The following is a 21184-nucleotide window of genomic DNA, read 5'->3' as shown; positions in this document are numbered from 1 at the left end:
CTTTTCAGGTGACCCGCCGCCGTCGTGCGTCAGCTTGAGCGGTCAGTCGTTGATCAAATCGTTGATCACGATGGTCTGGTCGCGGTCAGGACCGACGCCGATCGCCGAGAAGCGCGTGCCGGAGAGCTTTTCCAGGGCCAGCACGTAGTTTTTGGCGTTCTCCGGAAGGTCCTCCAGGGTGCGGGCGCCGGTGATGTCCTCTGTCCAGCCCTCGAAGTACTCGAAAATCGGCTTGGCGTGGTGGAAATCGGTCTGCGTCATCGGCATTTCCTCGTGCCGGACGCCATCGACGTCGTAGGCCACGCAGACCGGGATCTGTTCGATGCCGGTGAGGACGTCGAGTTTGGTGACGAAGTAGTCAGTGAAGCCGTTAACGCGCGAGGCGTGGCGCGCCAGCACGGCGTCGTACCAGCCGCAGCGGCGCGGCCGGCCGGTGTTGACACCAAACTCACCGCCCGTCTTCTGCAGGTACATGCCCATCTCATCGAACAGTTCGGTGGGGAACGGACCGGCGCCCACGCGGGTGGTGTACGCCTTAATGATGCCGATGGAACGCGAGATCCGGGTGGGGCCGATGCCCGAGCCCACGGAGGCGCCGCCGGCCGTCGGGTTCGAGGAGGTCACAAACGGGTAGGTGCCGTGGTCGACGTCCAGGAACGTGGCCTGGCCGCCCTCCATGAGGACCACCTTGCCCTCGTCCAGGGCGGTGTTCAGCACATAGGTGCTGTCAATGACCAGCGGGCGCAGACGCTCGGCGAAGGACAGGAAGTACTCCACGATCTCGTCCACCTCAATGTCGCGGCGGTTGTAGACCTTGACCAAAAGTTCATTCTTCTGGCGCAGCGAGCCTTCGACCTTCTGGCGCAGAATGGAGGCGTCAAAGACGTCCTGGACGCGGATGCCGAGGCGGGCCACCTTGTCCATGTAGGCCGGTCCGATGCCCCGGCCCGTAGTGCCGATGGCGCGGCTGCCCAGGAAACGCTCGGTGACCTTGTCCAGCACCTGGTGGTACGGCGCCACGAGGTGGGCGTTGGCGGAGATACGCAGCTTGGAGGTGTCGGCGCCGCGGGCTTCAAGGCCGTCGACTTCCTGGAACAGCGCTTCAAGGTTCACCACGCAGCCGTTGCCGATAATCGGGACAGCGTTGGGGCTCAGGATGCCGGCCGGAAGGAGCTTGAGCTCGTACTTCTCACCGCCTACGACGACGGTGTGGCCGGCATTGTTGCCGCCGTTGGGCTTGACGACGTAGTCGACTCGGCCACCAAGCAGGTCAGTGGCCTTGCCTTTGCCTTCGTCGCCCCATTGGGCTCCGACGATCACGATTGCTGGCATGGGATCCTCCCCCATTCGTTCGGGCCAGACCGCAGGTGTCCCGCAGCTTAGCGCCGTTCATGAGAATGCCCCGAATCTATCGCTGTGCTCTTTCGATCAACGCCAGTTTCCGGGGCTCTTACCACCCAAGTTTAGCCGATGGCGGTGACAGCAGCCCATTTGCCCAGCCACTGGACTTCCGCCGGGCCGCCGGCCTCCTCCGCTGCACCGGCCCGGTGTCCAGCTTGCGGAACTTCGCGCGACAGGCTTGCGCGGGGCGGCCGGTTCGAATTAGGTGGGAGGTGACCATCCCGAGCGGCCGAGGGACCTGGACCATTGACGCCGCAGCAACCCTGCCCGCGCACACCACTGTGACGGCAAAGGTGCTACCGCCAGGACCGATGGAAAGGAAGCGCTCCCATGCCGCAGAACACCGATCATATCCGCGCCACCCATGCAGGCTCGTTGCCCCGCACGCCCGAGCTCATTGCCGCGAACGAGGCCAAAGAGTCAGACGGCATCACTCCCGAGTTCCTGGACCTGCTGGAAGCCTCCGTGGTGGACATTGTGCAGCGCCAAAAGGATCTCGGCATCGACATCCCCAACGACGGCGAATACGGGCACACCATGTCCAGCGCGGTGGATTACGGTGCGTGGTGGAATTACTCCTTCAGCCGGCTGGGCGGCCTGGAACCGACGGATGTGGACCGCTGGGCGGACGCCGCCGTGCACCGCTCCAGCCCCGGCCACATCGTGCTGACCTCCTTCCCGGACCGGCGCGACCGGCAAAAATTCAACGATGCCTACAACGATCCGTCCTCCGGGATCCTGGCGCACCGCCGGTCCGTCACGCAGCCGAAGATCGCCGGCCCGCTGAGCTACACCGGCCAGGCCCTGGTGGGCTCGGACATCGCCAACCTCAAGACCGGCCTGGCCGCAGCCGGGCTGTCCGAGGGCTTCGTCGCCTCCCTCTCCCCCGGCTCCTGCGCCCGCGTCGCCAATGAGTATTACACCTCCGATGAGGAACTTCTCTACGCCTGCGCCGACGCCATGCGCGAGGAGTACAAGGCCATCATCGATGCCGGGCTCACAGTCCAGCTCGATGACCCGTCGCTGGCCGAAAGCTGGGACCAGATCAACCCGGAACCGGGCCTGGCCGACTATCTGAAGTTCATCCAGCTCAGGGTTGAGGCCACCAACTGGGCACTGCGCGATCTTCCCCAGGACCAGATCCGCCTGCACGTGTGCTGGGGCTCCTGGCACGGACCGCACACCACCGACATTGCCTTCGCCGACATCATCGGCTCCGTCATGCAGGTCAACGCGGGGGCTTACTCCTTCGAGGCCGCCAACGTCCGCCACGAACACGAATGGCGGGTCTGGGAGGACACCAAACTGCCCGACGGAAAAGTCATTATTCCTGGCGTCGTTTCCCACGCCACCAACGTCGTCGAGCACCCGGACCTGGTGGCTGACCGGATCGTCCGTTTCGCCGAATTGGTGGGCCGGGAAAATGTGATTGCCTCCACAGACTGCGGTCTCGGCGGCCGCGTGCATCCGCAAATCGCCTTTGCCAAGCTGGAATCCCTGGGCGAGGGGGCCCGCCGGGCCACCACCCGGCTCTGGTAGCCGGCCCCGCGGCCGGTCCGTCATTTCGCAGGGCTTGATAGACTAATAAGGATCGACCAGGAATCGGTCCACACCACATTTTCAAACCACACCGTAATTGGCGTGCCCGCGTACGGTCTGGGAGCTTCACCAAACCTGCAGGAGACTCAGCAATATATGACAGCCTTGGCCACTGAAAATTCCCGCGAGCAGCTTTTGAGCCGCCGCTACGAACCTAGCGTCGCAGCCGTAAACGAGCTGTGCGACACGCTGCAGGCCACCAAAGCTGGCATGAACGTCTCCTACGTGGACCCGATCCACGACGTCGACGAGTGCCGCATCATCAGCCTCTTCTCCAACATCGGAACCGAGGACGAGTCGGGTTTCATCACGGCCGGCGACGAGGAAGCGGCCACCCGCCTGCTGGGCGTCCACTGGAAGCTGGGCCTGCGTCCTGAGTATGTGATGCCGTGGAACGTTCACCCCTGGTACGTCCCGGGCGAGCCGAACGGCAAGTTCACGCCGGACCAGATCTCCGCCGGTCTGAAGCCGCTGCTGAAATTCCTTGCCGTGGTGCCCCGCGCCTCGGTGATCGTGGCCCACGGCACCGAAGCCAACCGCCTCGCGAACCTGCTCCTGAAGACCGAGGTGCCGATGATCTGGCGCCGTGGCCTCAAGACGTACAAGGTCCGCTCGCTCAGCGGCCGTGCCTTCGCCGGCACACCTGCCCGGCAGGAGCAGTACCTTGAGGAAATGGGCACCGTCTACGCCGACGCCATGGCCCGCACAGGACTGGCGAAGACCAGCTGATCCCACCCGCAACGAATGACGGCGGGCGCCCACCTTCTGGTGGACGCCCGCCGTCATTCGTTTAACTGCAACACAGGGTGCTGTGCGGTTAGCGCTTTTCGACTTCGATCGCTGCCTTGGCGGTGGGATCGGAGTCCTTGAGGAATTTCTCGATCCGCTCCGGTTCCTCGGCCTCGCCGATCGCGGCGGAGGCGCGGCCCAGCGAGTACAGGGCGCGCAGGAAACCGCGGTTCGGTTCGTGGTCCCAGGGGATGGGCCCGACGCCGCGCCAGCCGTTGCGGCGCAGCGAATCCAGTCCCCGGTGGTAGCCCACGCGGGAATAGGCGTAGGAGTCGATGGTCCGGCCTTCACTCCACGCTTCCTCAGCCAGCACGGCCCAGAGCAGCGAGGACGTCGGGTGCTTTTCCACCAGGTCCAGGGCTTCCTGGCCGGCGTCCAGCGCCGCGTAGACTTCGGTTTCGGCGGGCAGGTGCGTCGGCTCCGGACCCATCAGGTTCCGGCGGAATTCATCCGACATGCCTAGAACGTCTTGCCGGTGGAGCCGAGCTGCTGGGCAGCCTCCACGACGCGGGCAGCCAGGCCGGCCTCGGCGGAGGCGCCCCAGACGCGCGGATCGTACAGCTTCTTGTTGCCCACCTCACCGTCGACCTTCAGCACGCCGTCGTAGTTGCGCAGCATGTGGTCCGCGACCGGGCGCGTGAAGGCGTACTGGGTGTCGGTGTCGATGTTCATCTTGATGACACCGTAGGAAACGGCGTCCGCGATTTCCTTCTCGGACGAGCCGGATCCGCCGTGGAAGACGAGGTCGAACGGGTTCGGTTTGCCGATCTTGGCGCCCACCTGCTCCTGGATATCCTTGAGGATTTCCGGGCGCAGCTTCACGCCGCCGGGCTTGTACACGCCGTGCACGTTGCCGAAGGTCAGCGCCGTGATGTAGCGGCCGTTCTCGCCGGCACCGAGGGCGTCGATCGTGGCGAGGGCGTCCTCGACGGTGGTGTAGAGCTTGTCATTGATGGCGTTCTCGACGCCGTCTTCCTCGCCGCCGACGGTGCCGATCTCGACCTCGAGGATCATCTTCGCGGCAGCGGTGCGCTCAAGCAGCTCGCGGGCAATCCGCAGGTTTTCCTGCAGGGTCTCAGCGGAGCCGTCCCACATGTGCGAGTTGAAGAGCGGGTTGCGCCCGGCTTTGACCTCGGCCTCCGACGCGGCCAGCAACGGCAGGACGAAACCTTCCAGCTTGTCCTTGGGGCAATGGTCCGTGTGCAGGGCGATGTTGACGCCGTAGTTCTTGGCCACTTCGCGGGCAAACGCGGCGAAGCCCAGGGAACCGGCCACCATGTCCTTGGTGGAGGCGCCTGACCAGTAAGCGGCGCCGCCGGTGGAGACCTGGACGATGCCGTCGGACTCGGCCTCGGCGAAGCCGCGGAGGGCTGCATTCAGGGTCTGGGAGGAGGTGACGTTGACGGCTGGAAAGGCAAAGCCGCCCGTCTTAGCGCGGTCGATCATCTCGGAGTAGATCTCTGGGGTTGCAATGGGCATGCTGACTCCTAAAGTGAATTTCGTCTGCGGGCTGGTGACCCTGGAGTGAACCTCGTCGGCTACGGTCCATCCTAGTCATGACTGCGCCGGTGGCAGTGTTTCCGGTCACCCGGGCCTGTAATACTTGCCTGCCCCGGGCGCGGACCCCGGCAGGGGGGTGCCTTAGCCCGGGAGCTGGCCGAAGACGTGCCGTCGGATCCAGGCGTGCATCGCGATGGCCGCGGCCGAGGCGGCGTTGATGGAGCGGGTGGACCCGAACTGCTCGATCGACAGGGTGTCCGCCGCCGCCTCATGGACTTCGGGGGACAGCCCGGGACCCTCCTGCCCGAATACCAGTACGCAGTCCCTGGGCAGTTCGTAGGTTTCCAGCGGAACGGAGTCCGGGAAGATGTCGATCCCGATGATCGCGAGGCCCTCCCCCTGCGCCCACGCCACGAAGTCCGCAACGGTGGGGTGGTGGCGGACGTGCTGGTACCGGTCAGTGACCATGGCCCCGCGGCGGTTCCACCGGCGCCGGCCAATGATGTGCACTTCCTTGGCCAGGAACGCGTTGGCGGTGCGAACGACGGTGCCGATGTTCATGTCGTGCTGCCAGTTTTCGATCGCGATATGGAAATTGTGCCGTTTGGCGTCCAGGTCCGCCACGATCGACTCGTGTTTCCAGTAGCGGTATTTGTCCACCACGTTGCGGCGGTCGCCGTCCGCGAGCAGGTCCGGGTCCCAGTGATCGCCCTCCGGCAGTTCACCGTCCCAGGGCCCGACGCCGACCTCCGCCCTGGGCGCTTCCCCCTCCTCAGCTCCGTGCGCGTTTGCGGGACGGGTTTCGCTGGGTATCTCGGGTTCAGTCACGACTCAACATTAGACTGGGACCCAGGTAGCGGCACACTTACGGCGGAGGACACCATGGATGAGCAGCGCGATGACCAGCAGAGCGATTCGGCGGACGGACCGGCGGCGGCGTCGATGTACCGCAGCGGCCAGGACATAGAGTGCTGGCTCACCGACATGGACGGTGTGCTCGTGCATGAGAACCAGCCCATTCCAGGCGCCGCGGAACTCATCCAGCGCTGGGTGGACACGTCCCGGCGTTTCCTCGTCCTGACAAACAACTCAATCTATACGCCCCGGGACCTGGCCGCCCGGCTGAAAAGTTCGGGCCTGGAGATCCCTGAGGAGAACATCTGGACCTCGGCCCTGGCCACGGCGCAGTTCCTCAAGGATCAGGTGCGCGGCTCGGATTCGGGCAACCGCGCCTACACGATCGGCGAGGCGGGCCTCACGACGGCGCTGCACGAGGCAGGCTTCATCCTCACCGACCAGGACCCGGACTTTGTGGTGCTCGGCGAGACCCGCACCTACTCCTTTGAAGCCATCACCATGGCCATCCGGCTCATTCTGGGCGGGGCGCGGTTCATCGCCACCAACCCGGACGCCACCGGACCTTCCAAGGACGGTCCCATGCCCGCCACCGGTGCCATCGCGGCGCTCATCACCAAAGCGACCGGCCGGGAACCCTACATTGTGGGGAAACCGAACCCGATGATGTTCCGCTCGGCGATGAACCAGATCGACGCGCACTCGGAAACCACTGCCATGATCGGTGACCGGATGGACACGGACATCATCGCGGGCATGGAGGCGGGGCTGCACACGGTGCTGGTGCTCAGCGGCATCACGCACCGGGACGACATCGCCGCCTACCCGTTCCGGCCCAACCAGATCCTGAACTCCGTGGCGGATTTGAAGAACCAGATCTAAGCCCGGGGGTTAAAAGGCGGTCTTTCTTCCTCCACCGGAAGGAAGCGGAAAAAGAGTGGCCTCCAACTGCTCGATGATGGGCCGGTACACGGACGGATTCCAGCCCGGACTGGCGTGCGCGGGCCGGGCACCGTCGGTCCTCAAGTCATCCGAGACAATGTTGTCTTTGAATATCAGGGACCAGGAGTCGCGGGCGGTCTCGTAGTCCACGGTCTTGTCCTGCGGGTTGCCGACAAAGACCATGCGGGTCCCGCCGAGCTTTCCTGCAAAGCGCGTCGCGTCAAAATGGTAGATATAGGCAGACTCGGACTGGATCAGGACACTCGACGGCGCAATGGGTGAGAGCTGTTCCATGGTCTGGTCCAGGATCTGTCCCCAGCTGCGCTCATCCTTGTGCAGCATCCGCTCGCCGAGTTCGTAGCCGCCCCGCAGCACCGTGGGGAATCGGAAGCCGCGCTCGTAAAGGAACACCACCCCCTCAAACCAGCTCTGGTCCAGCACGTCGTACTTGCTGCACGGGCTGGAATCCAGAAGGATAAACGCCACCTCAATGCCGTGGAGCTCCCGAAGCCGGGCCGCTACCTGGGTAGCCACCATTCCGCCGAAGCTGTGGCCGTAGAAGTAGAACGTGGTCAGCTGATGGGCCCGCGCGTGTTCGACCACGGCGATCACGATCTCGTCAATGTCGAGGCCCACGTTGGAGTAGCCGACGGCGGCAAGCTGGCCGCGCTTGTTCAAAGCGCCCCGCAGCGCATTCAGGATCCAGCGGGCTTCCTCCCAGCTCGTCTTGTAACCCGGAAAGAGGAACCAGCTGGCGTGCGGGAAGTACTTCTCCGCGGTTTCATCCGGCACGGTCAGGACCTTGTGGACGCGGCGTTCGGCCTGCACGCGCCGGGTGAACAGCATGTCCGCTGCCAGAACGGAGGCGGCAGCCGTTCCGGTCAGGAAGCTTCGCCGGGAATACCTTTTCAGCCCGGCGGCATGGCGAAGCACGCGGGCGGCATCGCCGTCACCGCCGGTGTCGCCAACTTCCGCTTTCCGCAGCACATACCTACCGTAGCCACCCCGGAAAGGGATTCAGAATCGGCGCTGATAACAGCTCGGCCACAGTCCTGCGGTGGGACCTGCCTAGACCGGGTCAGGCTCGCTGCGAGCCTCGGAATGGCTGCTAGCACGGACAATTCCGGGCTGGGCTGCCGCGGAAACGGCTTCGCGGCTGACCGTTCCGGGGACGACCTTGCGGCGGCCGATTTCGAGGCCAATCTCGTCGTAGGTGGCCAGGAGCTGCGAGCGGGCCATGTCAGCCGGGTTGTCCATCAACCCGAACACCGAATCACTCGCGGCGAGCAGTTCATCATCGGAGTAGACGTGCAGCGGCCGGGTGCCCGAGGCGTCCATGGACGCCGTTGCGTCCGCTGGGAGCTCGAAGGACGGCACCACAGCGGCAACGTTCTCGGCAGGGGTGTTCAACTCAAGGGAGACGCCGGCTGAGCTGCGCAGAACGCCGGCCGTCTCGACCAGCGTCGCAGCGCTGTCGATGGCATTGAGGTCGTTGCGAAGCCCGGACAAGGCCGAGGACTCCACGAAGGCTGCGCGGCTGAGGTTCACCCGGATGTGAGATGTGATTCCCATGCCGCGGATGCGCTGGATCTGCTGCATCAGGGCAGGGCGGGAGGCCTGCGTAAGGCTCCCGCGGACATCGATCCGTAGGACATCGGAGGCGATGTCAAGCTGGGCGTTGGCGTTAAGGGAGGTGTCCATAGGTACTCCAAAAAAGGGGTGTCTATGGCCGACGGCTCAACCGTTCCCAGATTATCGGCAGGCGGAGGTCCGCACAAATCATTACGGGATGCCTCAGCCGGCTTCCCGTTGGCCCGGCTCCTCAAAGTGGGTCCGGGAGGCGGCGCCGCCCACGGACTGGACCAGCGAAGTGGCGATGACACGCAATTTGACGTTGCCGTTGCTGGAGGCGTCCGTGAGAATCCGGACAGCCGTCTCCTGGTCGCACCGGTTCTGCGCCATGACAATCCCGACGGCCATGTCAATAACGGTCCGGGATTCGAGGGTGGCCCGGAGGTTGGTGGCACTGTCCGTGTGCAGGGAGAAGCGGACCGCGAGCCGCAATGCAGCCGAAATCTGGCGGGTGTAGCCGCGCGCCCGCGCGGCGACATCGCCGTCGAACTTGTTCGGCACGTCGGAGTAAAGGTTCAGCGCAGCCTGGGCCTCGCCCTGCAGGTGGAACGGCACGGAAAGCACGGAACGCAGGCCGTGCGCGGCGACGGCACTGGCGTAGGCGGGACCCCAGCGGTCCTCGGAAAAGAGGTCCGGAACGTAAACCTCGCGTTCCTCCTGCGCCGCGGTCAGGCACGGACCCTGCGAGAGCCGGTACTGGATTTCGTCCACTTCACGGGCGGAGTCGCTGCTCCACCCGATGGTCGCAGCCTTGCGGTCCCGGAGCAGAGTGATACCGCACAGGGCGTCGTCCCCGGCGCCTGCCACCTGGTGTGCGGAGAACCGGGCAAGCTCATTCAGGAAGTCCTCGAAGTCGGCGCTTTCCAGAATGAGGTTCTGAATCTGGTCGATGGTGCTGAGGGGGTCACGTCCATGGTCTTCGGGAACGTGGTTGGCTTCGGGAAGGAGCATGGCGCGGGGTCTCCGGTCTGGTGGTTACTTGAAAATGATAATTGACCGCCAATCCACCGTCCATCCGGGTCCGTTGGAAACGCGCGGCCTAGCTCAGGCCGAGTTCGGCCTTGCCGAATGCGAACAGGTAGGGGACACCGGCCTCGTCCTCGATTTTTTCCTTGGCGCCCGTGGCGCGGTCCACGATGACCGCCACGGCAACGACGTTGCCGCCGGCTTTGCGGACACCCTCGACGGCGGCCAGCGCCGAACCTCCGGTGGTTGAGGTGTCCTCGAGCACCAGCACCTTGCGGCCTTCGACGGAGGGCCCCTCCACCTGCCGGCCCATGCCGTAGGACTTCTGCGCCTTGCGGACCACGAAGGCGTCCACCGGGCGTCCGGCGTCGACGGCGGCGTGCATCACGGCGGTTCCCACCGGGTCGGCGCCCATGGTGAGCCCGCCCGCGCACTCGAAGTCGATGCCGGCCTCGTCCAGCAGCGAGAGCATGACCTCACCCACCAGCTTCGAGGCTTCGTGGTGCAGCGTGATCCGGCGCAGGTCGATGTAATAGTCCGCCTCGGCGCCGCTGGACAGGATGACCTTGCCGCGGACAACCGCCAGTTCCTTGATGAGTTCAAGAAGGCGGGCTCGGGCGGCAGCGGTATCAGCTGTGGGGGCACTGGTGGCAGTCATGGGACCCAGTTTAGTGGTTCGCCGTGACCGGATTTCCAGCCGGTCCGCCACAAGCGGGGCGGCCTGCTGATTCCGCGGCGGCGGAGCCGCCGGGTCTTTATCCTCTAGGAACCGCCGCCGGTCCGGAGTGCGATGGAACCATGACGGCGGGAACGGAACCTTCGGTCCGCTGGCCCATCATCAGCAAAGATGTCGGCGGCCTCCGGGTCCGGCCGAACATGGTGGACTACGACGCAGCATGTGCAGCTTTCTCCTGGGATCAAGCCCGCCATCAACTCTCCGGGCTCCCGGGGGGCCGCGGCGTCAACATCGCGTACGAGGCAGTGGACCGGCATGCCGCCGGGGAACACGCCGGGCACGAGGCGCTGCGGTTTGTCCGGGCCGACGGCAGCAGCCACTCCCTGACCTTCGCTGAACTTTCCGAACAGACGAACCGCTTCGCCGGTGTGCTGCGCGGCCTGGGCATCGGGCGGGGTGAGCGGGTCTTTTCACTCACCGGCCGCGGGCCCGAGCTGTACGTGGCGGTGCTGGGCACCTTGAAGAACGCCAGTGTTTTCTGCCCGTTGTTCTCCGCATTCGGCCCGGAGCCTGTCCGCCAGCGACTGCAACTGGGCTCCGGCCGGGCCCTGGTCACCACCCGGGCCCTCTACCGCAAGAAAATTGCCCAGCTCCGCGACTCGCTGCCGGAGCTCCGGCATATCCTGCTGACCGACGCCGACGGCCGCCCGGAGCCCGGGACCCTGGACCTCGCCGCCCTGATGCGCGAGGCCCCGCCGGACGGCCCCATCGCGGCGACGCAGGCCGAGGACATGGCCCTGCTGCATTTCACCTCCGGCACCACCGGAACGCCCAAGGGCGCGATCCATGTGCACGACGCCGTCACCGCCCACCACGCGACCGGCACCTCCGCGCTGGACCTGCACCCGGAGGACATCTACTGGTGCACGGCCGACCCCGGCTGGGTCACCGGGACCTCCTACGGGGTGATCGCGCCGTTGACCCACGGGGTGACGACGATCGTGGATGAAGAGGAGATGGACGCGGACCGCTGGTACCGGATCCTCGCCGAGCAGCACGTCACCGTCTGGTACACCGCCCCCACGGCTCTGCGGATGCTGATGAAGGCCGGCGCGGACCGCGCCCGGGGCCATGACCTGTCCGCGCTGCGTTTCATCGCCAGCGTCGGGGAACCGCTTAATCCGGAGGTGGTCCTCTGGGGCCGGGAAGCGTTCGGCCAGCCCGTGCACGACAACTGGTGGCAGACCGAGACCGGCGGCATCATGATCTCCAACTACGCAGCCACGGAAATCCGCCCCGGCTCGATGGGCCGGCCGCTGCCCGGTGTCGAGGCGGGCATCGTAGCCCGGGATGCCCGGGACCGGCCGGTGGTCCGCGACGGCAAGGCGGTCCTCGTGACGGCGCCGGACGGCGTCGGCGAACTGGCCCTGCGGCCGGGCTGGCCCTCGATGTTCCGCGGGTACCTGCATGAGGAGGAGCGCTACCGGCGCTGCTTCGTGGGCGGCTGGTACCTCACCGGCGACCTCGCCCGCCGCGACGCCGACGGGTATTACTGGTTCGTCGGCCGCGGCGACGACGTCATCAAGTCTTCGGGACACTTGATCGGGCCGTTCGAGGTGGAGAGCCTGCTGATGGAACACGCGGCTGTGGCCGAGGCCGGCGTGATCGGGGTCCCCGATCCGGTAGCGGGCGAGGTGGTGAAGGCGTTCGTGGAGCTGCGCCCCGGCTGGGAGCCCTCCGAAGAGCTGCAGCTGGAGATCATTGGATTCGCCCGGAAGAGGCTCGGCCCGGCGGTGGCGCCCCGGTTGCTGGACTTCACCGATGCCTTGCCCCGGACCCGCAGCGGCAAGATCCTCCGGCGGCTGCTCAAGGCCCGGGAACTGGGCCTGCCGGAGGGCGATACCTCCACTGTCGAAACACCGGGCGGGGCGCCGGAGCCGGACGACTCCGCTCCCGGCGCCCGGGCGCCGGAGGCACCGAAATGACCGGGTTCCTGGACGGGCCGGCGAGCGGGCCGGAGCCGGCCCACGGCCGGCACCTGCTGCTGCAGATGCTCCGCGTCCGCCGGTTTGAAGAGAAATGCGTCGAGCTCTACAGCGCCGCGAAGATCCGCGGCTTCCTGCACGTCTACATCGGCGAGGAGGCCGTCGCCGCAGGGGTGCTGAACACCCTGGCTCCGGAGGACGCCGTCGTCGCCACGTACCGCGAGCACGGCCACGCCCTCCTGCGCGGGGTCCCCGCCGGTGCCATCCTGGCGGAGATGTACGGTTTCGTGGAGGGCTGCTGCCGCGGCCGGGGCGGATCCATGCACTTGTTCGACGCTGCGACCCGCTTCTTTGGCGGCAACGCGATCGTTGCCGGGGGGCTGCCGCTCGCCGTCGGACTGGCGCTCGCGGACAAGATGGCCGGACGCTCCCGGGTGACCGTGTGTTTCTTCGGTGAGGGCGCCGTCGCCGAAGGGGAATTCCATGAGAGCCTCAATCTCGCCGCCCTGTGGCAGCTGCCGGTGCTGTTCTGCTGCGAGAACAACCTCTATGCCATGGGGACGGCGCTAGGCCGCTCGGAATCGCAGCCGGACATCGCCCTCAAGGCTGCCGGTTACGAGATAGCGGCGTGGGCCGTGGACGGCATGGACGTCCTGGCCGTCGAGGAGGCTGCCCGCCGCGCGGTGGACGCCGTCCGTTCCGGCGGCGGCCCGCACTTCCTGGAGCTGCGCACATACCGGTTCCGGGCGCACTCGATGTTCGACCCGGAACGGTACCGCGACAAAGCAGAAGTTGCCCGCTGGCTCGACCGTGACCCCATCGTCCTGCTCCGCGCCACACTGGAGGCCGCAGGCCAGCTCTCCGCGGAGGACTGGGAGCAGCTGGAGGCGGACGCCGCCGCGGAGGTGGCCGCCGCGGTCCAGTTCGCCGAAGCCGGGAGCCCCGAACCGCTCGGGGACCTCACCCGGTTCGTCTACAGCGAGCGCGGCGCCGTCCCGGAAACCGGTGCCGGCAGGCGGAGTGAGCCATGAAAACCAGCTACCGCGAGGCGCTCCGGGCCGGCATCCGCGACGCGATGCTCCGCGACGAGCGGGTGTTCTTGATGGGCGAGGACGTAGGAGCCTACGGCGGGTCCTTCGCGGTCAGTCTGGGGCTGCTGGAGGAATTCGGGCCGGAGCGGATCCGGGATACCCCGCTGTCGGAGTCGGGCTTTGTCGGAGCAGGGATTGGGGCGGCGCTCGGCGGGATGCGGCCGATCGTGGAGATCATGACCGTCAATTTCAGCCTCCTCGCGCTGGACCAAATCGTGAACAACGCCGCCTCCTTGCTGCACATGTCCGGCGGGCAATTCAACGTCCCTCTCGTGATCCGGATGACCACGGGCGCCGGCCGCCAGCTCGGTGCCCAGCATTCGCACAGCCTCGAGGGCTGGTACGCGCACATCCCCGGGCTGCGCATCCTCGCTCCCGCCACGCTCGCCGACGCCCGCGGCATGCTGTGGACCGCGCTGGAGGATCCCGATCCGGTGCTGATCTTCGAGCACGGCTCGCTCTACAACGTCACCGGGGAGCTCGACGACGAGGCCGGCCCGGTGGACATCGACACCGCCGCCGTGCGGCGGCCCGGAAACGACCTGTCGCTGATCACCTATGGCGGAACGCTTCCGGCCGTGCTCGACGCCGCCGGGCAGCTCGCCGCTGACGGCATCGACGCCGAGGTGCTGGACCTGCGCACGCTGCGGCCGCTCGACGGGGCCGCCATCCTCGCCTCCGTGCGGCGGACGCACCGGGCCGTGGTGGTCGATGAGGGGTGGCGCAGCGGAAGCATCTCCGCCGAGATCAGCGCCCGGATCACCGAGCAGGCGTTCTACGACCTGGACGCCCCGGTAGGCCGGGTCTGCAGCGCCGAAGTGCCGATCCCCTATTCCAAGCAGCTGGAACTGGCGGCCCTGCCGTCCGTCGAGCGGATTGTGGCCGCAGCCCGGGAGGCGGTCGCCGGACGTGGGTGATTTCCTGATGCCCTCGCTCGGGGCTGACATGGAGCACGGCAAGATCGTCGAATGGCTGGTCAAACCCGGCGACTACGTGCGCCGCGGGGACCTCGTGGCCGTGGTGGATACCGACAAGACCGTGATGGACGTGGAGTCCTTCCAGGAGGGGGTGGTCGCCGAGCTGCTGGTGGACCTCGGCGAAACCGTGCCGGTGGGCACTCCGATGGCCCGGATCACGCAGACCCCGGCCGAGGTCGGGGCCCCACATCAGGAGGCACCCGCGCCCCGTGCCGCGGCGCCGGCCGTATCCAAGGCCGCCACCCCGATCTCGCCGCCGGTGCGGCACCTGGCCCACCGGCTGGGCGTGGACACCGCCCGCATCCACGGCACCGGCAAGGGCGGCACCATCACGAGGGCGGATGTGGAGCATGCTGTAGCCGCCGCGCCGCCCGCCGCGGGCCGGGTTCGGTCCGCACCGCGGGCCCGTCGGCTGGCAGCCGAACTCGGCGTCGAGCTCTCCGCCGTCAGCGGCACCGGGCCGGAGGGTGCCGTGACCGTCGATGACGTGCAGCGCGCCGCGGCCCGGATAACGGGGCCGGGCGCCCCGGAGGCTGGTCCCCCGGAGGAAGCTCCTGAAGCTCCGGGGCCCGATGCCCCTGCCGCAGGGCAGCCGGCCGGGCAACCGGTTCCGGAAAAACCCTCAGAGGCCCGCGAGCGCGTGGCCAGTCTGCGCCGTGCCATCGGCGCACTGATGTCCCGCTCCAAGAAGACCATTCCGCACTACTACCTCAGCACCACCCTGGACCTGCGCGCCGCCGTCAGCTGGATGCAGTCCGTTAATGCACAGCGGCCGGTGGCCTCCCGGCTGGTTCCCTCCGCTCTGCTGCTCAAGGCCGCCGCGCTCGCAGCCAAGGAGGTCCCGGAAGTCAACGGCTTCTACGACGACGGCGGGTTCCGGCCAAGCGCGGCCGTGCACCTCGGCATCGCCGTTGCCCTGCGACAGGGCGGCCTGGTGGCCCCGGCCATCCACGATGCCGACACCCTGCCGGTGGACGTGCTGATGGAGCAGCTCCGGGACCTTGTCAGCCGGGCCCGCGCCGGGCGGCTTCAGCGCGCTGAAATGGCCGACCCCACGATCACCGTGACCAACCTCGGGGACCTCGGTGTGGAAAGCGTCTTCGGTGTCATCTATCCACCCCAGGTCGCGATGGTCGGTTTCGGCCGGGTGCTGGAACAGCCGTGGGCGCAGCACGGAATGCTCGGCGTCCGGCCCGCCGTCGTCGCCACGCTCTCCGCTGACCACCGCGTCAGCGACGGGCTGCGCGGCGGCCGCTACCTGGCCCGGATCGATGAACTGCTGCAGAACCCGGAAGATCTGTGAACCGGGCGGGGAAGGTGAAAGGGAGGAACCATGAATGAACAGGACGCCCGGGCCGCGGTGCAGTCCGCGATCGGCAAAGTGGCACCTGATGTGGACCTGGCCGAGGTGGACGGGGACGCCCGGCTGCGGCAGGACCTCGACCTCGATTCGCTGGACTTCCTCCGGCTGGTCGAAACCATCGACACCGCCACCGGTGTCGACATCCCGGAGCGGGACTACCCTGAGGTGGCCACGGTCAAGGGACTGATCGGCTATCTCGCGGCCCATGGATAAGGCGGGTCCTGCCCCTAGGGAACCTGCGGGGCACGCCGGGCAAAGGCGGGCGCGTGTTCCGGACGTGGACCAAAGGCGATGAACCGCGGCACCAAGCGTCCGACTGCCGGGATATGCCCCGCCAGGAACAACAGGGCCGACGGCGCTCCGGACCGTTTCCCCGTCATGATCGGCTCGAACAGCACCTTGTGCATCATCCGCTGGGCGGTCTGTACGAGGACGGTGGGCAGCAGCCGCCGTCGTTGGACTTTCGCCAGTTCGGCGCGAAGCACCCGGCCCCGGAGCAGCGCCGGGGCCAGCCCCGCGGCGGCGGCGACGGCGTCCTGGACGGCGAGGTTGATTCCAACCCCGCCGGCCGGGGACATCGCGTGCGCGGCGTCCCCGATGCAGAGCAGCCCGTTGATGTGCCATTCGCGCAGCCGGTCCAGCCGGACGTCCAGCCAGTGAAGATCCTCCAGCGAGGCGATGGCGTCCACCCGGTCCGCGAGATCCGGGCGGAGTGCCGCTATCCGGCGTCGGAATCCCTCGATGCCCTCGGCCCGGATCCGCGCGCCCGCGGCTTTCGGCGCCAGGTAGCCCATCTGGAAGTAATCGGTTCGGTACAGCGCCAGGAGGGCCTCGCCGCGGCCGAACGCCGGCACGATGCCGGCCACGGCTCCCTGCTCAGACGCATGGCGCGGCAGCCGGAACCACCAGGTGTCGAACGGCACCGTGTACTCCTTCGGGGCCAGCCCTGCCTCGCGGCGCAGGGTGGAATGGCGCCCGTCGGTGGCAATCACCACGTCCGCGCGGAGTTCGCCCCCGGTGCCGTCCGCGTTCACGTAGTGCACGCCGGTGACCCGTCCGCCGTTGCGCATGAGGGCCGTGGCGGTGTGGTTCATCCGCAGCTCAAAGGAGGGTTCCTGGGCGGCGGCGGCAGCGAGGAAGTTCAGGAAGTCCCATTGGGGCATCATGGCCACGTAGTTGTAGGGGGCTGGCAGCGCATCGAAGTTGCCCACCGTCACGGGCGGGCCGCCGGGCACCGGGAAGGCGACGCTGGTCAGCCGGCTCTGCGGCAGCCGGCGGAACTCCTCACCCAGACCCAGTTCGTCGATCAACCGGATGGTGGAGGCGTGGACGGTGTCACCACGGAAGTCCCGGAAGAAATCAGCGTGCTTCTCCAGCACGGTGACCTGGACGCCGGCCCGCGCCAGCAACAATCCCAGCATCATGCCCGCCGGCCCGCCGCCGACCACCACGCACCCTGTCGTCTCCATGGGCCCTGTCGTCTCCATGGCCTCACGGTACGCCTGCAAGGGCTCACGGCGGGAGGGGCTTTCGCGGCTGTTTCGGGCTGGCGCGGCGCGTCGAGGCCCCGGTGGTAACCCACACGGGTATACGCGTACGCCTCGAGCAGGTGACCCTGACTGCGCGCATGGTCGGCCAGAGCCGACCGGGCCAGCGACGACGTGGGATGCGCGGCCCCCAACGGGCGCAATATCCTGCGTCGCGGATCGGCTGAGCGCCTGGGTCACCCCCGGTTCCGCGGGCAGGAGGGTCTCGGGCTGATCTAAGAGACTTGCGCCGGTCACACTCGATACTGCTGCGACCGGTCGCGGCCCCGGCGAACCACGGGATTAGGCGAGCAGGCCACCGGAGAGGGACTCCAGAATGGTGGCTGACACCTCGTCGCGGTGGCGCTCCGGCTCGAAGACGAGCCACTCCAGGCCCGCCATCAGCACGGCCCCGAAGACGCTCGACGCCATCAGGCCGCTCGTGCCGGCCGCCGAAGTAGCCGGCCGGGACTCGGCGATCGCCGCGGCGAAGACCGCGAGGGCGTCATGCCGGAGAGCGAACAGGGTCTTCTGCCAGGCCCGGTCGGTCCGGAAGATCTCGGCCGCCATGAGCTTGGCCAGACCGGCATTGGCCTCGATGCGATCGAGCAGAACGATGATCAATGCCTCCAGAGCGGCACGGCCGTGCAGGCCGGTCCGCGCCGCCTGGAGGGAGTCGGCGAGCGCGCCGACCCCCTCCTGCAACAGAGCCTCGAAGAGCTTGTCCTTGGAGCTGAAGTTGTAATACAGACTGCCTTTGGCCACACCGGCGCGCTCGGCGACGTCGTCCATCGTGGTTCCGGTGATACCCCGGGTGGCGGCCAGCTCAAGCGCGGCATCCAGAATCGCCCGTTTTGTTCCTGTCGCGCGGGGCATTGCCAGTCCTTTCGTCGGTGTTGCTACGGGCTCAAGGTCTAGATGGACATCTCGGGGTGCAGCCGGGTGATGGTCCACATCCGCTGACGGGACGCGCTCCAGGCGCTGATCGCGATGGAGCCCACCAGGATGCCCACGAGCACGAGCACGGAAAGCAACAGTCTAGAGTCGATCCCGCCCGTGATGAGCTGCCGCAGTCCGGAGACCACGTATGAGGCGGGCATCCACGGGTGCAGGACCTGGAAAAAGACAGGGGTCGTCTCCACAGGATACGTGCCGCCAGAGGAGCTCAACTGCAGCATCAGCAGCACCAGACTGACCACGCGGCCTGCCGCGGTGCCGAACAGGATGATGAACATCTGCTGCAGCGCCAGGAACGCCAGAGTCGTGAGGTAGATGAACGCCGACATACCCAGCCAGTGCGCCGGGGTGAGGCCGATGCCGTAAACGAGCACCAGAACCATGATCACGACCTGGCTGAGGCCGATCGCCATGGCAGGAAGGAAACCCGTCATGGTGGCACGCAGACCTGAGGCGGCGCTCGCCAGTGCCCTGGTGGGCAGAGCCCGAAGGATCAGCCACGTGATCAGTGCACCAACGAAGGTGGCCAGGGCGAGGAAGAAGGGAGCGAAGCCCTCACCGAAGCTGCTGGAGGCATTCTCCCAGGTCTGGTTAAGGTCGACCGGGTTCGAGATGACCGAGGCCTTGGCAGCGATTTGCGCATCACTGTCGTCCGGTGCGGCTGCCGCACCGTCCCGGAGGGCATCGGCGAGAGTGCGGCTGCCGTCGGCGAGCCGCACAGTGCCGTCCTGAAGGGCGGTACCGCCGTCGACGAGTTGGTTGCTGCCCTCAACGAGCGAACCGGTCCCGGCGGACAGGGTCGAGGTGCCGTCCGCGAGGGTGTTCGCTCCGGTTGCGGCCGCGGCTGCTCCGCTGGCGAGTCGGCCCGCTCCGGCGGAGAGCGCGCTGGCTCCGGCGGCGACATCGGAGGCACCGGAGGCGACCTTGGCGGCACCCGGGGCACCGGCCGTGAGTGAATCCGAGAGCGTGGTGAGGCCGGCAGCGAATTGGCCGCTTGACTTGGCATAGCTGGCAACCTGGCCTGCCGCACCCTGGGTCTTGGTATCGAGCGTGAGCGCGCCTTCGGAGAGTTTCGTCACGGAGGGCAGGAAGGCGGACGCCGGGGTTCCGGCCGGTGCAGCAGCCATGGCGGCCGCGAGATCGCTCAGGCCCCCCGAGAGTGATGCCGTTCCCGCGGCGAGCTGTTCGGTGCCGGAGGAAATGGTGGCGGCCCCGGCAGCAAGTTGATCTGACGAGCCCGCAAGAGTGGCTGCCCCTGCGGCGGCGGCGGCCATTCCATCTGACACCTGCCGGGTGCCTCCGGAGACTTGCTGAGCGCCATTTGCCAGTTGAACGGATGAGCTGGAGAGGGTGCCGGCGCCGTTGGAGAGCGTTCCGATTCCGGTGGCCAGTGTCGACGAACCGTCCGCCAACTTAGCCGCCCCGCTGTCGAGAGTCACTGCGCCACTGGACAGCTCGCCCAGCCCGTCGACGAGCTTGCCGGTGCCGGTCTCGGCTGTCGTGAGGCCGTCGGCAAGGGTACCCGCGCCCTCTGCGGCGCTGCGGATGCCGTCACCGGCTTCGTTCACAGCCACGAGCATTGCGTTGACGGTCTGGTCGCCGATGTTCAGCGATACTGCGTCACGCAGCTGAACCATGGCCTGCTTGCCCATGGTGGAGGCCAGGAAGCTGTTGCTGTCGTTGTAGTCGACCTGCACTTCAGCCGGGCTGGGGGTGTCGGTGCCGGCAGAGACAGCATCCGTGGAGAAATCGGCGGGGATGGTGACGGAGAAGTAATAGTCTCCGTTGTTGACCCCGGTTGCGGCGTCGGCCGCACTGGTTTCGACCCAACCCAGATCGTTGCCGTCGATGAGCTTGTCGACCAGGTCATCGCCGGCGGTTACAGCTTTGCCGTCGCGCATGGCGCCGGTGTCGGAGTTGACCAGGGCGACGGGGAGGTGGCTGAGCTCCTTGTCGGGTGCCCAGAACGCCCAGAGATAGAGGGCGCCGTAGATCAGGGGGATGAACATCAAAACGACAAGCGCGATCTTGGGCAGCGTGCCCTTACCGAAGCGGCGCAGCTCCGTGCCAGTTGAGAGGAAGGCGAACATCTAGCGGATCTCCTGGTTCATGTACTGGACAGACGGGTTGATACCCAGGTCCGCCCACATTTCAAAGTCGGGTGCGATGGCCGAGGCCACCACGGGGGTGCCGGCGGCCACAATGGCGCCGAGCCGCTCCCAGAGCTGCCGGCGAGCGTCGGCAGAGTGCACCTGTTCCACCTGGTCGAAGAAAAGCATGCTGGGCTGGCTCATCATGGCCAGCGAGGCACGCAACAGCACCATTTCGACCTCGTCGAGATCCCAGATCATGGTGCTTGCGGCCGGAATCGGGATATCGCCGAAGATCGGGCCGCAGACGCGGTTGACCTCGGCGTCGTCGACAGCGCGGATGAAAGCCCACCACGGTGCAAGCCAGGCGTGGCGCTCGCGGATGGCAGCGCCCACGCTGACTGACTCCTCGAGGGTGTCGATGCCGTGGAACCCAGAGATTCCGGTGCTGCGCTGAATGCGGCGGGCGTGCCGTGGCAGCTCCTCGCCCAGCACGGAAAGCGTGCCGGTACTGGGCTTCATCCGGCCGGCAAGGGTGAGCAGCAGGCTGGTGCGACCGCTGCCCGCCGGACCGCAGATCACTGTTAGGCCATCGTCGGCTCTGAAACTCACCGGGCCGTAGACCACGCCTCTTTTGTGACTCACGGTCAGGTCATCCGCTACCAGTGTCGTCTGCACGTCGTTCCTCTCTCGTCGGCACTTTTGTACCGACTAGTCAGTATAGATCGATCCTCTCGAAGACGCAACGGAGCGGGTTTTCGAATCCATGGCTGAGCATCCGTCCGGAAACTGACTGGCCAGTAGACATCTGGCATAGACCGGTTTGACAGCAGCG

General features: G+C 67.0%; 21 protein-coding genes and 1 riboswitch. Of the genes, 8 read left to right on the top strand and 13 right to left on the bottom strand.

All coding sequences use genetic code 11. The features are described from left to right. Positions 1-42 precede the first annotated feature (42 nt). Positions 43-1332 carry an adenylosuccinate synthase gene (locus tag VUN84_01740; protein ID XAS64434.1) on the bottom strand — a complete coding sequence of 430 codons (1290 nt, stop codon included), beginning with the start codon at positions 1330-1332 and terminating at the stop codon, positions 43-45. 282 nt (positions 1333-1614) lie between these two features. Further along, positions 1615-1719, top strand: a riboswitch (SAM riboswitch). 12 nt (positions 1720-1731) lie between these two features. On the opposite strand from VUN84_01740, the gene VUN84_01735 reads away from it, so the two are divergent. Together VUN84_01735 and VUN84_01730 are read left to right on the top strand one after the other, a co-directional pair. Further along, positions 1732-2940, top strand: a complete 1209-nt coding sequence (locus tag VUN84_01735; GenBank protein XAS64433.1) for a cobalamin-independent methionine synthase II family protein — start codon at positions 1732-1734, stop codon at positions 2938-2940. Positions 2941-3096: 156 nt separating this feature from the next. After that, a complete protein-coding gene (locus VUN84_01730) occupies positions 3097-3729 on the top strand; it encodes a uracil-DNA glycosylase (GenBank protein ID XAS64432.1) in 633 nt (210 codons plus the stop codon). An 88-nt stretch (positions 3730-3817) separates the two neighbouring features. On the opposite strand, the gene VUN84_01725 is transcribed toward VUN84_01730, so the two are convergent. From VUN84_01725 to VUN84_01715, 3 genes are all read right to left on the bottom strand, one after another. Further along, complete coding sequence (locus VUN84_01725; GenBank protein ID XAS64431.1) at positions 3818-4246, bottom strand: DUF3151 domain-containing protein; 429 nt, start codon at positions 4244-4246, stop codon at positions 3818-3820. A gap of 2 nt (positions 4247-4248) precedes the next feature. Next, a complete protein-coding gene (fbaA, locus tag VUN84_01720) occupies positions 4249-5268 on the bottom strand; it encodes a class II fructose-bisphosphate aldolase (protein ID XAS64430.1) in 1020 nt (339 codons plus the stop codon). 162 nt (positions 5269-5430) lie between these two features. Further along, positions 5431-6102 (bottom strand): TrmH family RNA methyltransferase, encoded by a 672-nt coding sequence (locus tag VUN84_01715; protein ID XAS65915.1) that lies wholly within the window; start codon positions 6100-6102, stop codon positions 5431-5433. Positions 6103-6171: 69 nt separating this feature from the next. Between VUN84_01715 and VUN84_01710 the strand changes: the two genes are divergently transcribed. After that, complete coding sequence (locus VUN84_01710) at positions 6172-7026, top strand: HAD-IIA family hydrolase (GenBank protein ID XAS64429.1); 855 nt, start codon at positions 6172-6174, stop codon at positions 7024-7026. Positions 7027-7035: 9 nt separating this feature from the next. Here VUN84_01710 and VUN84_01705 read toward each other — a convergent pair whose 3' ends face one another. The 4 genes from VUN84_01705 to pyrE all read right to left on the bottom strand — a co-directional run bounded on the left by VUN84_01705 (position 7036) and on the right by pyrE (position 10342). Next, positions 7036-8073 carry a thioesterase domain-containing protein gene (locus tag VUN84_01705; protein XAS64428.1) on the bottom strand — a complete coding sequence of 346 codons (1038 nt, stop codon included), beginning with the start codon at positions 8071-8073 and terminating at the stop codon, positions 7036-7038. A gap of 81 nt (positions 8074-8154) precedes the next feature. Then, positions 8155-8787, bottom strand: coding sequence for a hypothetical protein (locus VUN84_01700; GenBank protein XAS64427.1), 633 nt, complete (start codon positions 8785-8787; stop codon positions 8155-8157). 93 nt (positions 8788-8880) lie between these two features. Beyond that, positions 8881-9669 carry a GAF and ANTAR domain-containing protein gene (locus tag VUN84_01695; GenBank protein ID XAS64426.1) on the bottom strand — a complete coding sequence of 263 codons (789 nt, stop codon included), beginning with the start codon at positions 9667-9669 and terminating at the stop codon, positions 8881-8883. Positions 9670-9757: 88 nt separating this feature from the next. Continuing rightward, positions 9758-10342, bottom strand: coding sequence for an orotate phosphoribosyltransferase (gene pyrE, locus VUN84_01690; GenBank protein ID XAS64425.1), 585 nt, complete (start codon positions 10340-10342; stop codon positions 9758-9760). A 140-nt stretch (positions 10343-10482) separates the two neighbouring features. On the opposite strand from pyrE, the gene acsA reads away from it, so the two are divergent. Genes acsA through VUN84_01665 form a run of 5 tightly spaced genes read left to right on the top strand, consistent with a single transcriptional unit; the run spans position 10483 to position 15989 of the window. Next, entirely contained in the window at positions 10483-12345 is a 1863-nt protein-coding gene (gene acsA, locus VUN84_01685; GenBank protein XAS64424.1) for an acetate--CoA ligase, read from the top strand. After that, the gene (gene pdhA, locus VUN84_01680; protein ID XAS64423.1) at positions 12342-13376 is read left to right on the top strand and encodes a pyruvate dehydrogenase (acetyl-transferring) E1 component subunit alpha; all 1035 of its coding nucleotides are present in this window, start codon (positions 12342-12344) and stop codon (positions 13374-13376) included. The genes acsA and pdhA overlap by 4 nt, the downstream gene beginning before the upstream one ends. Continuing rightward, a complete protein-coding gene (locus VUN84_01675; GenBank protein ID XAS64422.1) occupies positions 13373-14353 on the top strand; it encodes an alpha-ketoacid dehydrogenase subunit beta in 981 nt (326 codons plus the stop codon). Before pdhA ends, VUN84_01675 begins: the two co-directional genes overlap by 4 nt. Further along, positions 14346-15716: a dihydrolipoamide acetyltransferase family protein gene (locus VUN84_01670; GenBank protein ID XAS64421.1), complete on the top strand. Its 1371-nt coding sequence runs from the start codon at positions 14346-14348 to the stop codon at positions 15714-15716. Before VUN84_01675 ends, VUN84_01670 begins: the two co-directional genes overlap by 8 nt. A 30-nt stretch (positions 15717-15746) precedes the next feature. Further along, a complete protein-coding gene (locus VUN84_01665; GenBank protein XAS64420.1) occupies positions 15747-15989 on the top strand; it encodes a phosphopantetheine-binding protein in 243 nt (80 codons plus the stop codon). A gap of 14 nt (positions 15990-16003) precedes the next feature. Here the strand turns inward: VUN84_01665 and VUN84_01660 are convergent, their stop codons facing one another. From VUN84_01660 to VUN84_01640, 5 genes are all read right to left on the bottom strand, one after another. Continuing rightward, positions 16004-17263: an FAD-dependent oxidoreductase gene (locus tag VUN84_01660; GenBank protein ID XAS64419.1), complete on the bottom strand. Its 1260-nt coding sequence runs from the start codon at positions 17261-17263 to the stop codon at positions 16004-16006. Beyond that, on the bottom strand, positions 17197-17457 hold the full coding sequence (locus VUN84_01655) for a DUF3151 family protein (GenBank protein XAS64418.1): 261 nt from the start codon (positions 17455-17457) through the stop codon (positions 17197-17199). Before VUN84_01655 ends, VUN84_01660 begins: the two co-directional genes overlap by 67 nt. Before the next feature lie 148 nt (positions 17458-17605). Then, the gene (locus VUN84_01650; protein XAS64417.1) at positions 17606-18178 is read right to left on the bottom strand and encodes a helix-turn-helix domain-containing protein; all 573 of its coding nucleotides are present in this window, start codon (positions 18176-18178) and stop codon (positions 17606-17608) included. A gap of 38 nt (positions 18179-18216) precedes the next feature. Further along, positions 18217-20349, bottom strand: a complete 2133-nt coding sequence (locus VUN84_01645; protein ID XAS64416.1) for a YhgE/Pip domain-containing protein — start codon at positions 20347-20349, stop codon at positions 18217-18219. After that, entirely contained in the window at positions 20350-21027 is a 678-nt protein-coding gene (locus tag VUN84_01640) for an ATP-binding cassette domain-containing protein (protein ID XAS64415.1), read from the bottom strand. It lies immediately after the preceding gene. Between the last annotated feature and the right edge of the window lie 157 nt (positions 21028-21184).

Source organism: Micrococcaceae bacterium Sec5.8 (assembly GCA_039636775.1).
Taxonomy (GTDB): Bacteria; Actinomycetota; Actinomycetes; order Actinomycetales; family Micrococcaceae; genus Arthrobacter.
The sequence above is the reverse complement of the archived record's forward strand: the minus strand, read 5'-3'. Positions and strand labels throughout refer to the sequence as shown.

What these genes read in the sequence shown, in the direction of transcription:
- VUN84_01700 (XAS64427.1), bottom strand. Translation starts at nt 8,787, where the DNA reads ATGGACACCTCCCTTAACGCCAACGCCCAGCTTGACATCGCCTCCGAT.
- VUN84_01675 (XAS64422.1), top strand. Translation starts at nt 13,373, where the DNA reads ATGAAAACCAGCTACCGCGAGGCGCTCCGGGCCGGCATCCGCGACGCG.
- VUN84_01740 (XAS64434.1), bottom strand. Translation starts at nt 1,332, where the DNA reads ATGCCAGCAATCGTGATCGTCGGAGCCCAATGGGGCGACGAAGGCAAA.
- VUN84_01650 (XAS64417.1), bottom strand. Translation starts at nt 18,178, where the DNA reads ATGCCCCGCGCGACAGGAACAAAACGGGCGATTCTGGATGCCGCGCTT.
- VUN84_01660 (XAS64419.1), bottom strand. Translation starts at nt 17,263, where the DNA reads ATGGAGACGACAGGGCCCATGGAGACGACAGGGTGCGTGGTGGTCGGC.
- VUN84_01710 (XAS64429.1), top strand. Translation starts at nt 6,172, where the DNA reads ATGGATGAGCAGCGCGATGACCAGCAGAGCGATTCGGCGGACGGACCG.
- pyrE (XAS64425.1), bottom strand. Translation starts at nt 10,342, where the DNA reads ATGACTGCCACCAGTGCCCCCACAGCTGATACCGCTGCCGCCCGAGCC.
- VUN84_01735 (XAS64433.1), top strand. Translation starts at nt 1,732, where the DNA reads ATGCCGCAGAACACCGATCATATCCGCGCCACCCATGCAGGCTCGTTG.
- fbaA (XAS64430.1), bottom strand. Translation starts at nt 5,268, where the DNA reads ATGCCCATTGCAACCCCAGAGATCTACTCCGAGATGATCGACCGCGCT.
- VUN84_01665 (XAS64420.1), top strand. Translation starts at nt 15,747, where the DNA reads ATGAATGAACAGGACGCCCGGGCCGCGGTGCAGTCCGCGATCGGCAAA.
- VUN84_01725 (XAS64431.1), bottom strand. Translation starts at nt 4,246, where the DNA reads ATGTCGGATGAATTCCGCCGGAACCTGATGGGTCCGGAGCCGACGCAC.
- VUN84_01645 (XAS64416.1), bottom strand. Translation starts at nt 20,349, where the DNA reads ATGTTCGCCTTCCTCTCAACTGGCACGGAGCTGCGCCGCTTCGGTAAG.
- pdhA (XAS64423.1), top strand. Translation starts at nt 12,342, where the DNA reads ATGACCGGGTTCCTGGACGGGCCGGCGAGCGGGCCGGAGCCGGCCCAC.
- acsA (XAS64424.1), top strand. Translation starts at nt 10,483, where the DNA reads ATGACGGCGGGAACGGAACCTTCGGTCCGCTGGCCCATCATCAGCAAA.
- VUN84_01695 (XAS64426.1), bottom strand. Translation starts at nt 9,669, where the DNA reads ATGCTCCTTCCCGAAGCCAACCACGTTCCCGAAGACCATGGACGTGAC.
- VUN84_01730 (XAS64432.1), top strand. Translation starts at nt 3,097, where the DNA reads ATGACAGCCTTGGCCACTGAAAATTCCCGCGAGCAGCTTTTGAGCCGC.